Origin of the sequence: Lysobacter sp. FW306-1B-D06B (genome assembly GCF_038446665.1) — a bacterium.
Lineage (GTDB): Bacteria > Pseudomonadota > Gammaproteobacteria > Xanthomonadales > Xanthomonadaceae > Lysobacter_J.
On the sequence record NZ_CP151802.1, the window covers coordinates 1,178,707 to 1,196,532 of the forward strand.

Here is a 17,826-nt window from a genome sequence, read left to right on the forward strand (position 1 = left end):
CCGGCGATCGGCGTGGATCACGAAGTGGCGACGGCGTAGCGCGCGGCCGGACGCGAGCGCGACAGCCCCGGGGCCATGGCCTTGCGTGCCTGCTCGAACGCGTTCCAGTCGGCGATGTCGGGCAGGGCCGGGATCGTCACGGTCTCACCCTGCGCCAGCCCGGCCAGTGCGGCGTCGACCATTGCGTCGGCCGGCATCACGATCTCCTGCGGCAGATGCGTCACTGGCGTGCCGGCCACGTCCCAGAAATCGGTGGCGGTCGCGCCCGGCAGCACGGCCTGCACGCGCACGCCCTTGTCGGCCAGCTCGTGCTGCAAGGACTGCGAGAACGCCAGCACGAACGCCTTGCTGCCGCCGTACACGCCATTGAGCAGCTCCGGTGCCAGCGCGACGATCGAGGCGATGTTGATGATCGTGCCCGTGCCGCGCGCGACGAAGGCCGGTGCTGCCGCATAGGCCAGGCGCGTAAGCACGTTCACGTTGAGGGTGATCATGCGGTCCATCGCGGCGACGTCGGATTGCAGCAGCGGCGCCGTCGCGCCCACACCGGCGTTGTTCACCAGCACGGTGATGCTGGCGTCGCGGCGCAGCAGGTCTTCCACGCGCGCCAGGTCTTCGGGGCGGGTCAGGTCGGCGGCGATGGTTTCCACCGAGCGGCCGGTGCGCGTGGTCAGCTCCTGCGCCAGCTCGCGCAGCTTGTCGGCGCGGCGGGCGACCAGGATCAGGTCATGGCCGGCGCGGGCCAGGCGGTCGGCATACAGGGCGCCGATGCCGGAAGAGGCGCCCGTGATCAGCGCCGTGCCTTGATGAATGCGGGTGTTCATGGGGGAGGTCCGGTAGTCCGGCGGATGCCGGGTGCGGGTTGAAATCTAGACCGCCTTGCCCATGTCTCAAATGTCGTATATACCTCGTTTCAGGCCATGCCCCCGGAGGCTGCCATGCTCACCATCGGATTCGCCCTGCCGCCCGGTTTCCAGATCATGGGGATGGCCGCGGCGTCGGCCTTCGAACTGGCGAACGTGACTGCGAAGGAGGCGCTGTACGGCATCCGCATCGTCTCCGAGCACGGCGGCGCCGTGCCCAGTTCGCTGGGCGTGCCGATCGAGTCGCGGATGCTGTCGCGGCAGAAGCTCGACACGCTGATCGTCACCGGCCTGCTGCATCCGGAACCGACCCGTCCCGGCCTGATCCGCCAGATCGGCCGCGCCGCGCAATCCACGCGCCGCATCGCGTCGGTGTGCACGGGTGCTTTTCTGCTGGGCGAAGCCGGACTGCTCGACGGGCATCGCGTCACCACGCACTGGTTCCATGCGCGCCAGTTGCAGGCGCAGTTCCCGAACGCCATCGTCGAGGACGATCGCATCTTCATCATCGACGGCGCGCTGTGGACCTCGGCCGGCATGAGCGCCGGCGTCGACCTGGCGCTGGGCATGATCGAAAAGGATTTCGGCGCCGAGCTCACGCGCGCGGTCGCGCAGAAACTCGTGGTCTACCATCGCCGCGCGGGCGGGCAATCGCAGCATTCCGCGTTGCTTGAACTGGATGCGAAGACCGACCGCATCCAGAGCGCACTCAGCTACGCACGCAGCCACCTGCGCGCGGCGCTGACGGTGGAGGAACTCGCCGACGCCGCGCACCTCAGCCCGCGCCAGTTCAGCCGCGCGTTCCGTGCGGAAACCGGGCAGTCGCCGGCCAAGGCGGTCGAACACATGCGCGTGGAGGCGGCGCGCGTGATGATCGAACAGAGCCGGCACACGATGGACGAAGTGGCCGCCGAAACCGGATTCGCGGACACCGAACGCATGCGCCGCGCCTTCCTGCGCGCGTTCGGGCAACCACCGCAGGCCCTGCGGCGCACGGCGCGGCTCGCCAGCGCCTGATTCCGCCGCACCGCGCGGCGCGGTTTGCCGAGGCGGGTGTTCTTGACCCACGTCAGGACCGACGACGATCGCGTCATTACAATGCGCCCCGTGCGCACCCCCGCCTTCCACCGACGCATGACGCTGCTGGCGCTGTTCGCCATGCTGCTGCTGTTGGCGTTGCCGACGGTGGGGCGCGTCCTGTCGGGCTCGTCGGCGGATTCGCGCGGCGTGTGGGCGCAGATGTGCACGATGGCGGGGCTGAAGCTGGTGAAGATCGCACCCGGCGACGCCCATCCACTGGATCCGCCCACGCCCAAGCCATCCGGAATGTCGGGCGAAGACTGCGCGTATTGCCCGGTGCTCGCCGGCCTGGTCCTGCTGCTGGTGTGGACGCTGTTCGTCGCGCCGCAGGCCGCGTGTCGCGCGTTGCCGCCGTGGCGCAGATCGCCGCTGCGCGCGTTCCTGCATCCCAGCGGTCTGGGCTCGCGCGGCCCGCCGCTCGCCCTCTGAAAGTCACGTTCCTCATCCCCTGAGTTGCGTGCGCGACGTCGTTCGCGCGCGTCCCGTGCTTTTGGAGTTTCCATGCCTATTCCTTTCTCCGCGACGCCGCATGCGTCGCGTCTGGCCGTGGCCGTCGCTGCGGTCCTGTTACCCTGTGCCTCCGCTTTCGCCGAACCCGAGCCTGCGCCCGCGACCACGCTGGATGCAGTGCAAGTGCACGGCGCCCGCCCCTCGATCGCCAGCGTCGAATCGCTGCAACAGGCGCGTGAACGCCTGGATCAGCGCGCCGGCGCCACCGCGCTGGTCGATGCCGACGCGTACCGCGACGGCCGCGTCAGCACGCTCACCGATGCGCTGGGGTATGCGCCGGGCGTGTTCGTGCAGTCGCGTTTCGGCGCGGAAGAGGCGCGATTGTCGATCCGCGGCTCCGGCGTGCAGCGCACCTTCCACGGGCGCGGCGTGGAAGTGCTGCAGGACGGCGCACCGCTGAACCTCGCCGACGGCGCCTTCGACATGCAGGCGATCGAACCGCTGGCGGCCCGCTACATCGAGGTCTATCGCGGCGCCAACGCGCTGGAGTACGGCGCGGCGACACTGGGCGGCGCGATCAACTTCGTCTCGCCGACCGGTTTCGACGCGCCCATGCTCGACGCGCGCATGGAAGTGGGCAGCTTCGGCTATCGCCGCGAGCAGCTGGCGCTGGCCGGTGCTTCGCTGCGCGCCGATGGTTACCTCAGTCTCACCGGACTACAGCAGGACGGCTACCGCGATCATTCGCAGCAGGAGAACTACCGCCTCTTCGGCAATGCCGGCTATCGCTTCGGCGACACGCTCGATGCGCGCATCTACCTCACGCATGTCGACACGCGCTCCGAACTGCCCGGCAACCTCACCCTCGCGCAGGCCAAGTCCGATCCGCGCGTGGCCAACCCGGGCAACGTCGCGCTCGACCAGCGCCGCGATTTTCGGCTGGACCGCATCGCCGGCACATTGGGCTGGGCGCCGTCGCTGGGCCGCACGCTGACGGTCTCCACGTGGTTGTCCGACAAGTCTCTGCACCATCCGATCTACCAGGTGCTAGACCAGGACAGCCGCGACGTCGGCATCGATGCGCGCTGGCGCCAGGAAGGCGAACTCGCCGGCCATCGCAACGTGCTGATCGCCGGCATCACCTACGTGCGCGGCGACATCGACGACGACCGCTTCGTCAACGTCGCCGGGCACGCAGGCGCGCGCACCAACCGCTTCGACCAGCGCGCAAGCAACGCCAAGGCCTACGTCGAGGACCAGACCTGGCTGGATGCGAAGTGGACGTTCGCCGTCGGTGCGCAGGGCTTGCACTCAACGCGCCGCTCACGCGACGGCTTCATCACCGGCGGACGCGACGAGAGTTTCGACGTGGCCTACTCCGGCTTCAGTCCGAAGCTGGGCGTGCGCTATCTGTTCGACGATACGGCGCAGCTGTTCGCCAACGTCAGCCGCAGCCTGGAACCGCCGAGTTTCGGCGAACTCACCGGCGGCCCCGGCGTGACGCAGGTGGACGAACAGAAGGAGACCACGGCCGAGATCGGCGTGCGCGTGCAGCGTGAGCGCTTGTCGCTGGATGCAGCGCTGTACCGCGCGCGCGTGGACGGCGAACTGCTGGCGCTGACCGACGGCAACGGCAATCCGCTGGGCACGGTGAATGCCGATCGCACGATCCATCAGGGGCTGGAACTCGGCCTGGGCTGGCGCCTGGCCGAGCAATGGCGGCTGTCGGCGAACTACTTGTGGAACGATTTCCGCTTCGACCATGACGCGGTGTACGGCGACAACGCACTGGCCGGCATCCCGCCTCAGCAGCTGCGCGCGTCGTTGCGCTGGTCGCCGGGCGAGTCGCTGTACATCGCGCCGAACCTGGAGTGGGTGCCTCAGGACTACTACATCGACCACGCCAACACCTTTCGCGCACCGGGCTATTCGGTACTGGGCGTTCGCGTGGGCGGGCGCGTCGCATCGCGCTGGTCGTGGTTCGTGGATGCGCGCAACCTGGCCGATCGCAAGTGGATCTCCAGCACGAACGTCGTCGCCGACGCGCGCAGCATGGACCAGGCGAATTTCCTGCCGGGCGACGGGCGCTCGGTGTACGTGGGGCTGGAGTTCGCGATGCAGTAAGGGCGTCGTGCAAGGAAGAAAACCCCTCTCCCGCTTTGCGGGAGAGGGGTTGGGGTGAGGGCGGAGCGGGAGAAGGGCGGCGCCTTCAATGCGCCCCGATCCGCGCCGCCAGCAGATCCGACAAGCCCACGCGATGCAGCATCTCCGCACGCAACCGGTCGGTTACCGTGAAGCCCACGTCCGCGCCGTCCTGCGGGGGATCCACGTGCACGCGGAACGGCCTCCGGCCGCGCGGCGCATCGACGATGGCGACGATCGCCTCGGCCACCAGCGCGACGTCCGCGTCCTCCGGCACGATCTCGGCGAACGCCTCGCGCACCTGCTCGCCGAATCCGGCGTACGGGCCGTCGTCGTACTCGGCCGCACGCGCTGCATCGTCCGGCTGCCCGCTGTGCGCGAAGTGATTGGTACCGCGCGTGAACGCGCCGGGCACGATGATCGAAGTCTCGATGCCCCAGCGCGACAGCTCGCGCGCGTACTGCACGGCGATCGCATCCATCGCCGCCTTCGCCGCGAAGTACGGGGCCAGGTACGGCGGCGTGCCGCCGGCAACGCTGCTGCTGGACACCCACAGCAGCAGGCCGTCGCGCTGACCGCGCAGGTGCGGCAGGACGGCGCGGTTCACGCGCTGCGTGCTGAGCACGTTGATGTCGTACAGCTGCGCGTACTGTTCCGGCGTGAAGGCCTCGGCGGGGCCGAAGGCCATGTGGCCGGCGTTGTGGATCACCACGTCGATATGGCCGGCGTCGGCGATGACGCGGGCGACGGCTTCGTCGACGGAAGGCTGCGATTGCACGTCCATCTCGACCGTGCGCAGGTCGGCGCCGTACTGGCGCGAGAACGCCTGCATCTGCTCGACCACCGGCGCATTGCGCGTGGCGGTGTTGCGCATCGAGGCGTAGACGGTGTGGCCCGCGCGGGCGAGCGCTTCGGCGGCGAGGCGGCCGAAACCGCTGGAGGCACCGGTGATGAGGACGACGGATTTGGTTGCGGTGTTCATGTGGTTCTCCACGAACGGGCGCCGCGCGGCGGCGGCGCGCGTGAAAGTGACGTCAGACGATGCCGCCGTTGGCGCGCAGCACCTGGCCGTTGATCCAGCCGCCGTCGGGGCCGGCGAGGAAGGCGACCGTGGCGGCGATGTCCTCCGGCTGGCCCAGGCGCTCCAGCGGCGCCTGCTTGGCCAGGCGCTCGATGACGTCTTGCGGCTTGCCGTCCAGGAACAGCCGCGTCGCAGTCGGGCCGGGCGCGACGGCATTGACGGTGATGTTGCGGCCGCGCAGTTCCTTGCTGAGGATCTGCGTCATCGTTTCCACCGCGGCCTTGGTCGCGGCGTAGACGGCATACGTCGGCGGCGTGAGGCCGACCACGCTGCTGGACAGGTTCACGATGCGGCCGCCGTCGCGCAGTCGGCGCGCGGCTTCGCGCAGCGTGTTGAACGTGCCCTTGAGGTTGATCGCGACCTGGCTGTCGAACAGCGCGTCGTCGCTTTCGGCCAGCGTCGCCAGGCGCATGATGCCGGCGTTGTTGACCAGCACGTCCACGCCACCGAACGCGGCCTGAGCGTTGTCGAACAGGCGGGCGACGGCGGCGGCATCGGAGACGTCGGCCTGCGCGGCGACGGCGCGGCCGCCGGCCTGTTCGATCTCCGCCACGAGGGCGTCGGCGTCGGCGGAGGCGCCGGCGTAATTGACGACGACGGTGAAGCCGTCCGCCGCAAGGCGGCGGGCGATGGCGGCGCCGATGCCGCGCGAGGCACCGGTGACGAGGGCGGTTCGGGTCGGGGTGTTCATGGGGGCTCCGGGTCTGGCGCCGGCCGAGATCGGCGGCGTGGGCACAGTCTGGAACTCCGTCGTTCGGAGATAATCGGGCTAGGATTGGCCTGACTGTTCAATCAATTCGAACAATCGGAGGCCCGCCGTGGACCGTTTCGACGCGATGCGCCTGTTCGTCCGCGTGGTGGAGCGGCGCAGCTTCACCCAGGCCGCGCACGACATGGAGGTGCCGCGCTCCACCTGCACCACGGTGATCCGCGCCCTGGAAACCCGCCTGGGCACCCGATTGCTGCAACGGACCACGCGCGTGGTGCGGCCGACGCTGGACGGCGAGGCCTACTACCACCGGTGCCTGGGGATCCTGGGCGACATCGAGGATGCCGACGGCGCCTTCCTCGGCGCCCGTCCCAAGGGCCTGCTGCGCGTGGAAGTGCAGGGCACCATCGCGCGTCATTTCCTGTTGCCTGCATTGCCGGCGTTCTTCGAGCGCTACCCGGACATCGAACTGTCGATGAGCGAGAGCGACCGCTGGGTCGATCTGGTGCAGGAGGGCGTGGACTGCGCGCTGCGCTGGGGACGCCTGCGCGACAGCGAACTGGTTGCGCGGCAGGTCGCGATGCTCGATCGCCTCACCTGCGCCACGCCGCAGTACCTGGCACGCCACGGCACGCCCGCGAGTCTGGACGACCTCGACGGCCACCGCGTCGTCGGCATCCGTTCGATCACCACCGGCGCGGTGACGCCGCTGGAGTTCATGGTCGACGGACAGCTGCAGGCCGTGTCGCTGCCCAGCACGTTCTCGGTGACGGGCACGGAGAGTTACCTGGCCGGCATCCGCCTCGGCCTCGGCTTGGCGCAGGTGCCGCGCTTCCATGTCGAGGACGACCTGCGCCGCGGTGCGCTGGTGGAGTTGCTGCCGCGCATGCCGCCGCCGTCGGTGCCGGTGTCGCTGCTGTATTCGCGCACGCGGCAGCTGTCGCCGCGCGTGCGCGTGTTCCTGGACTGGGCGGCGCGCGAGTTCGCCGCGCGCACCGCATCGACGCAGGAGATCGACGGGTCGCACCACGGAACGTGACCGCTACACTCGACGGCCGCGCCGCCTGCGCCCACGATGGCGCGCCTGCGCGGATGCGTCCGCTCGCGCCGATCTTCCCTTCCCCGGAGTGCCCATGCGTCTTGCGTCCCAAGCGCTGCTGTTGAGCGCCGCGTTGAGTCTCGCCCTGTCCGTCCATGTCGCGAGCGCGGACACGCCACCGGCCGGTGTCGGTGCGCTGATCGACGTGCAGACGATGCAATCGGTGCGTCACGATCCCGAACTGCGCACGTTGCTGGGCCTGTCCGGCGACGGCATCGACCTGTCCGGGCAACTCACCGACGTCTCGCTGCCGCGCCGCGCCGAACTGCGTGCGCAGATGCAGGGCAATCTCGACGCGCTCGAACGCATCGATGCCAGCCGCCTCACCGGGCAGGATCGCTGGAGCCACGGGCTGGCGGTGTGGTTCTACCAGCGCCAGATCGAACTGATGCAACCCGACTGGGCACCGGCGTGGCTGCCCGTGGGCGCGTCGACGTATGCGGTGGACCAGTTGTTCAGCGTGCCGGCGCAACTGCCCGCGTTCCTCGAAAACCAGCACGCCGTGCGCGACGAAGCCAGCGCGCGCGCGTACATCTCCCGCCTGCATGCGGTGGCGACGAAGATCGACCAGGTGCGCGCGAACTTCGACCTGCAGGCCAGGCACGGCGTGCTGCCGCCGCAGGTGGCGATGGAAGGCGCGGCCTCGCAGATCCGCGCGCTGACGCAGCCCGATCCGGCATCGAGCCCGCTGGTGCAATCGTTCCGGCGCAAGCTCGACAAGGTGGGCGCCTTCACGGCGCAGCAGCGCGAGGCACTGCTCGCGCAGGCGGCGCGGGCCGTGCGCGAGGACGCCAATCCCGCCTATGCGCGCCTGCTGGCGCGACTGGACGAGGAAATCGCGCGCAAGCCCGGCAGTCGCGGGATGTGGGCGCTGCCCGGCGGCGATGCGTACTACGACGCAGCGTTGCGCTGGAACACCAGCACCGATCTGGGCGCCGATGCGATCCACCGCATCGGCGTGGACGAAGTGGCGCGCATCGAGAAGGCGATGGACGCGCTGCTGGTCGCGCAGGATCGGCGCACCGGCAGCGTCGGCGAACGCATGTCCGCGCTGGTGAAGGACCCGCGCTTCCAGTACGCCGATACCGACGCGGGCCGGGCCGAGCTGGTGGGCGACATCAAGCGCACGCTCGCGGCGCTCACGCCGCACATTCCGAACTACTTCGGCCGCACGCCGCCGCAACCGCTGGACGTGCGCCCGGTACCGAAGGAAGCGCAGGCCACCGCGCCCGGCGCGTACTACGTGCAGCCGGCGATGGACGGATCGCGCCCGGGCATCTACTTCATCAACCTGGGCAACCTGGAAGCGAATACGCGCTGGAGCCTGCCGACGCTGACCTACCACGAGGGCTCGCCCGGCCATCATTTCCAGATCGCGATCGGGCAGACGCTGACCGACCTGCCGATGCTGCGCCGCAGCCTCAATCCCAGCGCCTTCAGCGAGGGCTGGGCGCTGTATGCCGAACAGCTCGCCTCCGAGATGGGGCTGTACCGCGACGACCCGTGGGGCGACCTGGGCCGGCTGCGCGCCGAGCTGTTCCGCTCCGTGCGTCTGGTCGTGGACACGGGCCTGCACCGCAAGCGCTGGACGCCGGAGCAGGCCATCGCCTACATGCACGAACACACCGGCATGCCCCTGGACGAAGTGCGCATCGAGGTCTACCGCTACCTGGTACAGCCCGGCCAGGCGTGTTCGTACAAGATCGGCCACCTCAAGTTCGTCGAACTGCGCGAACGTGCGCGCACCGCGCTGGGCGAACGCTTCGACATCCGTGCCTTCCACGACCTCGTGCTAGGCAATGGCGCCATGCCGTTGGCGGTGCTGGAGGCATCGGTGGACGACTGGATACGCACGCAGCGCGGCACCGTCGCGAAGGCCCGCTGAGGTGGGTCACGACCGCGTCCGGGGTGCGGCAGGCTCGGTCCTCACGTCGTGCACCGCCTGCCACGGCCATTTCGCCTAGACTCCGCCCAGACGTCGCCGGAGGCACGATGCGAGGAATCACGCGCTGGCTGTGCGCACTGCTGTGGCTGACGATGGCCGCGGCGCCCGCGTTCGCGCAGGAGAAGACCGCGCTCCCGGACATCACGGCCAGTGTGCCGAAGGCCCCGGCGGCGATCCCGGTGGCCGACATCCCGCTGCGCGCCGATGCCGACGAGCGTTTCGCCGAATCGGTGATCCTGCGTGCGCGCGAGGTCGATCCCACCGACCAGCTGTCGCCGCGCCTGGACGCCATCGCCAAGTCCGTGGACGAGAAGGCCAAGCTGTTCCGCGCCTCCCAGCTGCGCGCGCTGCCGGTGATGCGGCTGGAGAGTTTCGAGCGCCACTGGAAATTCGACGCCCGCCGCTTCGCGCGCTGGCAGGACGACATGCGCCGCGCCACGCAGCCGTACGCGATGGACGCCGCGCAGCTTGCGCAGCGTCGCGCCGACTGGGAGGCCACGCAGGTCGCCGCGCGCGCCGGCAACATGCCCGCGGCGTTGGCCAATCGTGTCGACGCGCTGGTGGCGCAGCTGAAGGCGGCCGAGCAGTCGCTGTCCACGCCACTGGCGCGGCAGATCGCGCTCGGGCGCCGCGCCAACCTCATCGATGCGCGCATCCAGGCCGGCCTGCGTGCCGTGGCCGATGCGATCGAGTTCATCGACAGCCGCCTGATCCGGTTCGACGCCCAGCCGCTGTGGGCGGCCGCGCCGCGCGCCAGCGACGAAGGCGACGCGATGACCTCCATCACCAACGGCATCGGCATCGAAGCGCGCTTCATGGCCGAGTACGGCGCGGCGGACTTCGGCAACCAGCGCTTCCTGCACATCCTGCAGTTGCTGCTGCTGCCCGTGCTGCTGTGGCTGGCGCTGCGCACGCGTCGCGCGGCGGCGGTTGCACCCGATACGGCAGATGCGCCCGATGCATCGGCGGCGCCGACGGTCGATACGGACGCCACCACGCGCGTGTTGCGACGTCCCATATCGTCGTGGCTGCTGCTGTCGATGATGGGCGTGCTGGCCTTCGAGCCCGACGCGCCGCTGCTGCTGCACCAGTTCGCCATGCTGGTCGCGCTGGTGCCGGTGCTGCGGTTGCTGCCGCCGCAGAGCACGCGGCTGCTCGGTCGCTGGCCGTATGTCGCCACTGCGCTGTACCTGCTGGAGCGGTTGAGCTTCTTCTTTCTCTCCAACTCGCTGGTGTATCGCTGGTATCACCTGGTGCTGGCGACGCTGGCGCTGACGATGACGCTGTGGCTGCTGTGGCGCGCGCGCGCGATGGAGCATTCCGGACTGGAAGGGCGCATCGGCCGCGCCGTGCACGTCGCGGCCTGGGTGAGCGTGCTGCTGCTGGCGGCGTCGATCGTCTCCAACGTCATCGGCAACGTCTCGATGGCCGAGATGCTCAACAGCGGCGTGATCGACAGCGGCTACTTCGGCCTGGTGCTGTACGCCGGCATGACCGTCGCGGTGGCGCTGCTGCAACTGCTGTTCGCGCGCGGCGGCGATGCGCGTTCGCAGATCGTGCGCGACCACGCCACGCCGCTGCTGACGCTGACCGTGCGCCTGCTCACGTTCGTCGCGGTGATCGGCTGGGTCGTCTTCACGACGAACCGGTTCCGCATCTTCCGGCCGCTGTACGCCTTCGCCGAGTCGATCCTCACGCACGCTTTCCAGCTCGGCGAGCTCTCCATCAGCCTCGGCCACGTGCTGGTGTTCATGGTGTCGGTGTACGTGGCGTTCTGGGCGGCCAAGACCACGCGCTACCTGTTGCAGGAGGCCGTGCTCACGCGCATGTCGCTGCCGCGCGGCGTGGGCAATTCGGTGGCATCGCTCACGTATTACGCAGTGCTGCTGCTGGGCGTGCTGGTCGCGCTGTCCGCCGCGGGCTTCAAGATGACGCAGCTGGCCTTCATCTTCGGCGCGCTGGGCGTGGGCATCGGTTTCGGCCTGCAGAACGTGGTCAACAATTTCGTCTCGGGCCTGATCCTGATGTTCGAGCGGCCGATCCAGCCCGGCGACGTGGTGGACATCACCGGCACGTCCGGCCGCGTGCGCGAGATCGGCATGCGTGCCACCACCATCAAGACCTTCGACGGCGCCGACGTGGTCGTCCCCAACGGCACGCTGCTGTCGGAGAAGCTGACCAACTGGACACTGCTGGACCGCAATCGCCGGCTCGACGTGGACATCGGCGTGGGCTACGGCTCCGACCCGGCGCAGGTCACCTCGGTGCTGACGCACACCATCCTGCAGACGCCGGGCATCGTTTCCAATCCGGAGCCGGCGGTGCTGTTCACCGGCTTCGGTGCGAGTGCGCTGAATTTCAGCATCCGTGCCTGGACGTACGACTACGACAACTCGGCCAACATCCGCAGCGACATGGTCACGCGCATGTTCATCGCGTTGAACAAGGCCGGCATCGAGTTGCCGTTCCCGCAGCAGGACGTGCACCTGCGATCGGTGTCGCAGCAGGCGGGCGAGCGGTTGGGGCCGCGCGCAGAAGCGGCCAGGCGCGCGGATGCGGACGGTGACGGGGCGGATCACCCGCCGGGCTAGACGCAGCCCGATGGCAGGCGTTCCCGTGAAGGCGGGAATGCACGCCTCCCTCGCGTCACCGCATGGATGCCGGTGGGCAACCGCGAATTTACGCGCGCTTTACGCCCCCGCCGGCCCCGCGAATAGAGGCTTTACGCCCCTGCTGCCGAAAATTTGCGCCGTGGCCGGATGGCCTCGTCGATACCAAGCAGGGTTATGAAACACGCGATCTTCCGCGCGCAGGAATTGCGCGCGTACTTGCCGTTTGCCGCGTTCGCCATCGTCGGCGCGATGTCGCTGGGCGCGACCGCGCAGGCGGCGCAGCTGAGCGGCAACGCGGCGCTCACCAGCGACTACGTGTGGCGCGGCACCACCCAGACCCAGGGCGACGCCGCCGTGCAGGCGGGCTTCAAGCTCGCCGGCGACTCCGGCTTCTACGGCTCGGTGTGGGGCTCCAACGTCGAGTTCGCGCCGGACACCCACGCGAGCAGCGAACTGGATTTCACCGTCGGCTGGGCCGGCGAGATCGCGCCGGACTGGGCCGTCGACGTGAACGTGCTGCGCTACCAGTACCCCTCGACCACGGTCGACCTCAACTGGACCGAGCTCAACGGCACGCTGACCTACGCGGGCAACTACTGGCTGTCGGTTGGCTGGTCGCCGGAAGCGCTCGGTAGCGAGGAAAGCGGCACCTACACGCAGCTCGGTGCGCGCTTCCACGTCAACGACACGCTGCGTTTCGAAGCCGCTGCCGGCTACTACTTCCTCGACGACGTGTACGACGAGCGCTACGCGCACGGCCAGCTCAGCGCGATCTGGGCGGTCAAGGCACCGCTGGAATTGCGCGTGACCGCACACGGAACCGATTCGGGCGCCAAGCGGATCTTTGGCGACGACTTCGCCGGAAGCCGCATCGAAGCGGCGATCCAGGCCTCCTTCTGATCTCACCGGAGACACCGACATGCCCGGCTGGCTTGCCTTCGTTTGCAGCATCGCGGTGGTGATGGCCGCTGCGTATCTGCTGTACGTGATTCTTCGCCCCGAAGACTTCTAATCACCTGCTCCTCCCCCTGCCTGCAGGGGGAGGTTGGGAGGGGGTGGTGAGGGCGCGTCAGCGTCCGAGCTCGCCGCGATGCGGCTTCGCAACCCCTCCCCAACCCTCCCCTGCAAGCAGGGGAGGGGGCAACACCACGGGACTGTTCCCATGACCGAATTTCTTCTCGTACTGCTGCTCGCCATCCTGCTGGGATGGCCACTGGGCCTCTACCTCGCGCGCGTGATGCGCGGCGATCGTTCACCGCTGGACGCGGTGTTCGGTCCCGTGGAGCGCGCGATCTACAAACTGCTCGGCACCGACCCCGCGCGCGGCATGACCTGGCGCGGCTATGCGAAGGCATTCGCGCTGAGCAACCTCGTCGTCGGGCTGGTGGTGTGGGTGCAGTTCATGACCCAGGCGTGGTTGCCGCTCAATCCCGACGGCATCGCGAACATGCGCTGGGACACGGCGCTGCACACCATGGTGTCCTTCCTCACCAACACCAACCAGCAGCACTACTCCGGCCAGGCGCAGCTGAGTTATCTCTCGCAGATGGTCGGCATCGTCGGCCTGCAAGTGGTGACGCCGATGATGGGGCTGGCGGTCGCGGTGGCGACGCTGAGAGGCTTGTTTGGCGGGCGAACGGCCGCGCGCCTTGGCGATGCGTCAGCATCGCCTGCGGCCGTGAGCGCCTCCGACACCGACCGCGACCTCGGCAACTACTGGGCCGACGTCACCCGCGCCACGCTGCGCTTCATGCTGCCGCTGTGCCTGCTGTGGTCGGCGCTGCTGACCTGGCAAGGCGTGCCTTCGACGCTGGAAAGCGGCCCGACCGTCGCGCCGATCGACGCCAGCGCGGAAATGAAGGAACAGAAGATCCCGCTCGGCCCCGTGTCGCCGATGGTCGCGGCCAAGCAGTTGGGTTCCAACGGTGGCGGCTGGTACGGCCCCAACAGCGCGGTCGCACTGGAGAACCCGACACCGCTGTCCAACTTCATCGAGATGCTCGGCATCGTCCTGATCCCGATCGCGATCACCTTCATGGTCGGCCCGCTGGTCGGACGCCGTCGCCTCACCGCGATGGTGTTCGGCACGATGCTGCTGATGTCGGTGGCGTCCACCGGAATGTCGATGTGGTCGGAAGCGTACTCGTCCACGGCGAGCGATCCGGCGGTGATGGAAGGCAAGGAAGTGCGCCTGGGCGTGGAATCCTCCGCGCTGTGGTCGGGCCTGACCACGCAGGTCAACAACGGTTCGGTGAACGCGATGCACGACTCGCTCGCGCCGCTCACCGGTGGCGTGGCGATGGTCAACATGCTGATCAACGCGATCTGGGGCGGCATCGGCTGCGGATTGCAGCAGTTCCTCGTCTACCTGCTGCTGAGCGTGTTCCTCGCCGGCCTGATGACGGGCCGCACGCCCGAACTGTTCGGCCGCAAGCTTGAAGCGCCGGAAGTGCGCCTGCTCGCGCTGCTCATCCTGCTGCAACCGTTGGTCGTGCTGGGCTTCAGCGCGGTCACGCTGGCGATCCCGTCGATCACGGGCAACTCCAATCCGTCCTTCCACGGCATCGGCCAGGTGTTCTACGAGTACACCTCGGCGTTCGCCAACAATGGCTCGGGGTTCGAGGGTCTGGGCGATGCGACGTACTGGTGGAACCTCAGCTGCGCGATCGTGCTCGCGCTTGGCCGCTTCCCCGCGCTGATCGTGCCGCTGGCCGTCGCCGGCCTGCTCGCCCGCAAGCGCGTCGCACCGGAAAGCAGCGGCACGCTGCACGTCGAAACACCGACGTTCGCGCTCACCCTGGTGGCGGTGGTGGTGATCCTCACGGTGCTGCAGTTCACCCCGGCGCTGGTGCTGGGGCCGATCGCGGACCACCTGACGCTCGCGGCGCAATGACCCTTGGTCGTCATCCCCGCGAACGCGGGGATCCAGCGACGTTCCCCGCACCGCACGAAGGCACTGGATTCCCGCTTTCGCGGGAATGACGAAGACGGAAACGAAACCATGAACGACATGACCCAATCCCATCTCGGCACCGCGCGCAGGCAGGCGGCGATGTTCGACGCGGCCGTTCTGCGCGCCGCGATGCTCGACGCCTTCCGCAAGCTGGCCCCGCGCCAGGCGCTGAAGAGCCCGATCATCGCCATCGTGCTGCTCGGCACGCTGTTGTCGGCGCTGATCACGGCGGTGACGCCGGGCGATGCGCTTTCCGGAGGCCGCGCCTTCGGAATCGCCGTCACGCTGATCCTGTTCGTGACGGTGCTGTTCGCCAACTTCGCCGAGGCCATCGCCGAAGCGCGCGGTCGCGGCCAGGCGGCTTCGCTGCGCGCGGCACGGCGCGACCTGATCGCGCGCCGCCTCAACGGTCGAACCCGCGTGGGCGGCGAGTCGCGCCTCGCCGCCGCCACGTTGAAGCCGGGCGATCACGTGATCGTCTCCGCCGGCGAGTTCATTCCCGCCGATGGCGAGATCGTCGAAGGCGTGGCGACCATCAACGAGGCCGCCGTCACCGGCGAATCCGCGCCGGTGCTGCGCGAGGCCGGCACCGACCGTTCCGGCGTGATCGGCGGCACCAAGGTGCTGTCGGATGAAATCGTCGTGCAGGTCAGCGCCGAACCGGGCCAGAGCTTCCTGGACCGCATGATCGCGCTGGTGGAAGGCGCCAATCGCCAGAAGACGCCGAACGAGATCGCGCTGACCATGCTGCTGGCGGCGATGACGCTGACGTTCCTGATCGTGGTGGCGACGCTGCCGGCGCCGGCGGGCTTCGTCAACGCCACGCTCGATCCGCTGCTGCTCATCGCGCTGCTGGTGTGTCTGATCCCGACCACCATCGGCGGCCTGCTGCCGGCCATCGGCATCGCCGGCATGAACCGCGCGCTGGCCGCCAATGTACTGGCGAAGTCGGGCAAGGCGGTGGAAGTGGCTGGCGACGTCGACGTGCTGCTGCTCGACAAGACCGGCACGATCACGCACGGCGATCGACAGGCGACGGCGTTCCACCCGCTTGCCGGCATCGACGCCGAACAGCTTCGCAACGCCGCACTGCTGTCCTCGCTGGCCGACCCGACGCCCGAAGGCAAGTCGATCGTCAAGCTGGCGCGCGAGCAGGGCGCACCGATGCAGGATCCGGAGCGCGCCCACTACGTGCAGTTCACCGCGCAGACGCGCATGTCGGGCGTGGACCTGCTCGACGGCGAGGACGGTGCGCCGCGCACGATCCGCAAGGGCGCGGGCGATGCGATCGAACGCCACGTCAGGGCGCTTGGCGGCAGTGTGCCGGCGGAACTGCGCGGTCGCATCGAACAGGTCGCGCGCGGCGGCGCCACGCCGCTGGTGGTGAGCGAAGGCCGGCACGTGCTCGGCGTGATCGAGCTGTCGGACGTGGTGAAGCACGGCGTCAAGGAACGTTTCGCGCGACTGCGCGCGATGGGCATCCGCACCGTGATGATCACCGGCGACAACCCGCTCACTGCCGCCGCGATCGCCGCGGAAGCCGGCGTGGACGACTACATCGCTGAAGCGCGGCCGGAAGACAAGCTGGCCCGCATTCGCGCCGAGCAGGCCGGCGGACGCCTGATCGCGATGGTCGGTGACGGCACCAACGACGCGCCCGCGCTGGCGCAGGCCGACGTCGGCCTGGCGATGAACTCCGGCACGCAGGCGGCGAAGGAAGCCGGCAACATGGTCGACCTCGACAGCGATCCGGCGAAGCTGCTCGCCGTGGTGGAAGTGGGCAAGCAGCAGCTGATCACGCGCGGCGCGCTGACCACGTTCTCGCTCGCCAACGACGTGTCGAAGTACTTCGCGATCCTGCCGGCGCTGTTCGCCGCGGCGATCCCGCAGATGGCGGCGCTCAACGTCATGGCGCTGTCGAGCCCGCGCAACGCCGTGCTGGCGGCGCTGGTGTTCAACGCGATCATCATCCCGGCGCTGATCCCGCTCGCGCTGAAGGGCGTGCGCTTCAGACCGGCCAGCGCGGTCGCGCTGCTGCGCCGGAACATGCTGATGTACGGCGTGGGCGGCGTGCTGCTGCCGTTCGCCGGCATCAAGCTGATCGACATGGCGCTGGTCGCGCTCGGCCTGTGATGAAAGCCCTTCTCCCGCCTGCGGGAGAGGGGTTGGGGCGAGGGCCGCGCCCGAACCCGCCAACCGCTCGAAGGACTCCAGAATATGAACCACGCAATCGCTGCATCCGCTTCACACGATTCACCCGCCCGCACCATCGACGACCGCTCCACGCTGCGCGCCAGCGTCGGCTTCGCCGTCGTCATCCTGGCCGGCTTCGGCTTCCTGTATTCGCTCGCGGGCGCGGGCCTCGGGCGCGTGCTGTTTCCGCACCAGGCCACCGGCAGCATGGTCGAAGTCGACGGCACGCCGCGCGGCTCGGCGCTGGTCGCGCAGCCGTTCGTCGATGCGCGCTATTTCCAGCCGCGCCCATCGGCCGGCAACTACGACCCGATGGCCGCCGCCGGCAGCAACCTGGCGCGCAGCAATCCGGACCTGCGCAAGCGCATGGACGAACTGCGCCAGCAGGTCGCGCAGCGCGAAGGCATCGCACCCGCGCAGGTGCCCGCCGAGCTGGTCACGATGTCCGGCGGCGGCATGGACCCGCACCTGTCGCCCGAAGGCGTGCGCGTGCAGATCGCCCGCGTGGCGAAGGCGCGCGGGCTGAGCGAGGCGCAGGTGAACGCGCTGGTCGCCGGGCATACGGAGCCGGCGACGTTCGGCGTGCTCGGGCGGCCGCGGGTGAACGTGCTGGAGTTGAATGTGGCGCTGGATCGCGCACGCTGAGGCGTGGCGGATCGCGCAATCTCACCCTGTTCGTCCTGAGCGTAGCGGCGAAGC

Annotated in this window: 14 protein-coding genes; 11 read left to right on the plus strand and 3 right to left on the minus strand. The window is 69.1% G+C overall.

Going from position 1 to position 17,826, the window contains the following annotated elements; all coding sequences use genetic code 11:
* Positions 1–17 precede the first annotated feature (17 nt).
* Entirely contained in the window at positions 18–824 is an 807-nt protein-coding gene (locus AAFF32_RS05355; protein WP_342316732.1) for an SDR family oxidoreductase, read from the minus strand.
* 114 nt (positions 825–938) lie between these two features.
* Here AAFF32_RS05355 and AAFF32_RS05360 point away from each other — a divergent pair, with 114 nt between their 5' ends.
* The 3 genes from AAFF32_RS05360 (at position 939) to AAFF32_RS05370 (ending at position 4,517) form a co-directional block, all read left to right on the plus strand.
* Positions 939–1,880: a GlxA family transcriptional regulator gene (locus tag AAFF32_RS05360; RefSeq protein WP_342316733.1), complete on the plus strand. Its 942-nt coding sequence runs from the start codon at positions 939–941 to the stop codon at positions 1,878–1,880.
* A 90-nt stretch (positions 1,881–1,970) separates the two neighbouring features.
* Positions 1,971–2,372 (plus strand): DUF2946 family protein, encoded by a 402-nt coding sequence (locus AAFF32_RS05365; protein ID WP_342316734.1) that lies wholly within the window; start codon positions 1,971–1,973, stop codon positions 2,370–2,372.
* Positions 2,373–2,444: 72 nt separating this feature from the next.
* Positions 2,445–4,517, plus strand: a complete 2,073-nt coding sequence (locus tag AAFF32_RS05370; RefSeq protein ID WP_342316735.1) for a TonB-dependent receptor — start codon at positions 2,445–2,447, stop codon at positions 4,515–4,517.
* An 85-nt stretch (positions 4,518–4,602) separates the two neighbouring features.
* Here the strand turns inward: AAFF32_RS05370 and AAFF32_RS05375 are convergent, their stop codons facing one another.
* Positions 4,603–5,517 carry an SDR family NAD(P)-dependent oxidoreductase gene (locus AAFF32_RS05375; RefSeq protein WP_342316737.1) on the minus strand — a complete coding sequence of 305 codons (915 nt, stop codon included), beginning with the start codon at positions 5,515–5,517 and terminating at the stop codon, positions 4,603–4,605.
* Between the two features lie 52 nt (positions 5,518–5,569).
* Complete coding sequence (locus AAFF32_RS05380; protein ID WP_216961501.1) at positions 5,570–6,307, minus strand: SDR family oxidoreductase; 738 nt, start codon at positions 6,305–6,307, stop codon at positions 5,570–5,572.
* A gap of 127 nt (positions 6,308–6,434) precedes the next feature.
* On the opposite strand from AAFF32_RS05380, the gene AAFF32_RS05385 reads away from it, so the two are divergent.
* The 8 genes from AAFF32_RS05385 to kdpC all read left to right on the plus strand — a co-directional run bounded on the left by AAFF32_RS05385 (position 6,435) and on the right by kdpC (position 17,772).
* Positions 6,435–7,364 (plus strand): LysR family transcriptional regulator, encoded by a 930-nt coding sequence (locus tag AAFF32_RS05385; RefSeq protein ID WP_342316738.1) that lies wholly within the window; start codon positions 6,435–6,437, stop codon positions 7,362–7,364.
* 94 nt (positions 7,365–7,458) lie between these two features.
* Positions 7,459–9,309 (plus strand): DUF885 domain-containing protein, encoded by a 1,851-nt coding sequence (locus tag AAFF32_RS05390; protein WP_342316739.1) that lies wholly within the window; start codon positions 7,459–7,461, stop codon positions 9,307–9,309.
* Positions 9,310–9,416: 107 nt separating this feature from the next.
* Positions 9,417–11,960, plus strand: a complete 2,544-nt coding sequence (locus AAFF32_RS05395) for a mechanosensitive ion channel domain-containing protein (RefSeq protein ID WP_342316740.1) — start codon at positions 9,417–9,419, stop codon at positions 11,958–11,960.
* A 195-nt stretch (positions 11,961–12,155) separates the two neighbouring features.
* Complete coding sequence (locus AAFF32_RS05400) at positions 12,156–12,881, plus strand: TorF family putative porin (RefSeq protein WP_342316741.1); 726 nt, start codon at positions 12,156–12,158, stop codon at positions 12,879–12,881.
* 19 nt (positions 12,882–12,900) lie between these two features.
* Complete coding sequence (locus tag AAFF32_RS05405; protein ID WP_216961486.1) at positions 12,901–12,993, plus strand: potassium-transporting ATPase subunit F; 93 nt, start codon at positions 12,901–12,903, stop codon at positions 12,991–12,993.
* A gap of 150 nt (positions 12,994–13,143) precedes the next feature.
* Complete coding sequence (kdpA, locus tag AAFF32_RS05410) at positions 13,144–14,874, plus strand: potassium-transporting ATPase subunit KdpA (protein WP_342316742.1); 1,731 nt, start codon at positions 13,144–13,146, stop codon at positions 14,872–14,874.
* 117 nt (positions 14,875–14,991) lie between these two features.
* The gene (kdpB, locus tag AAFF32_RS05415) at positions 14,992–17,067 is read left to right on the plus strand and encodes a potassium-transporting ATPase subunit KdpB (RefSeq protein ID WP_342317231.1); all 2,076 of its coding nucleotides are present in this window, start codon (positions 14,992–14,994) and stop codon (positions 17,065–17,067) included.
* A gap of 84 nt (positions 17,068–17,151) precedes the next feature.
* Positions 17,152–17,772, plus strand: coding sequence for a potassium-transporting ATPase subunit KdpC (gene kdpC / locus AAFF32_RS05420; RefSeq protein WP_342316743.1), 621 nt, complete (start codon positions 17,152–17,154; stop codon positions 17,770–17,772).
* Positions 17,773–17,826: the final 54 nt, after the last annotated feature.

Coding starts and splice junctions, on each gene's coding strand:
- AAFF32_RS05405 (WP_216961486.1), top strand. CDS start 12,901: ATGCCCGGCTGGCTTGCCTTCGTTTGCAGCATCGCGGTGGTGATGGCC.
- AAFF32_RS05395 (WP_342316740.1), top strand. CDS start 9,417: ATGCGAGGAATCACGCGCTGGCTGTGCGCACTGCTGTGGCTGACGATG.
- AAFF32_RS05400 (WP_342316741.1), top strand. CDS start 12,156: ATGAAACACGCGATCTTCCGCGCGCAGGAATTGCGCGCGTACTTGCCG.
- AAFF32_RS05360 (WP_342316733.1), top strand. CDS start 939: ATGCTCACCATCGGATTCGCCCTGCCGCCCGGTTTCCAGATCATGGGG.
- AAFF32_RS05355 (WP_342316732.1), bottom strand. CDS start 824: ATGAACACCCGCATTCATCAAGGCACGGCGCTGATCACGGGCGCCTCT.
- kdpC (WP_342316743.1), top strand. CDS start 17,152: ATGAACCACGCAATCGCTGCATCCGCTTCACACGATTCACCCGCCCGC.
- kdpA (WP_342316742.1), top strand. CDS start 13,144: ATGACCGAATTTCTTCTCGTACTGCTGCTCGCCATCCTGCTGGGATGG.
- AAFF32_RS05370 (WP_342316735.1), top strand. CDS start 2,445: ATGCCTATTCCTTTCTCCGCGACGCCGCATGCGTCGCGTCTGGCCGTG.
- kdpB (WP_342317231.1), top strand. CDS start 14,992: ATGACCCAATCCCATCTCGGCACCGCGCGCAGGCAGGCGGCGATGTTC.
- AAFF32_RS05375 (WP_342316737.1), bottom strand. CDS start 5,517: ATGAACACCGCAACCAAATCCGTCGTCCTCATCACCGGTGCCTCCAGC.
- AAFF32_RS05390 (WP_342316739.1), top strand. CDS start 7,459: ATGCGTCTTGCGTCCCAAGCGCTGCTGTTGAGCGCCGCGTTGAGTCTC.
- AAFF32_RS05380 (WP_216961501.1), bottom strand. CDS start 6,307: ATGAACACCCCGACCCGAACCGCCCTCGTCACCGGTGCCTCGCGCGGC.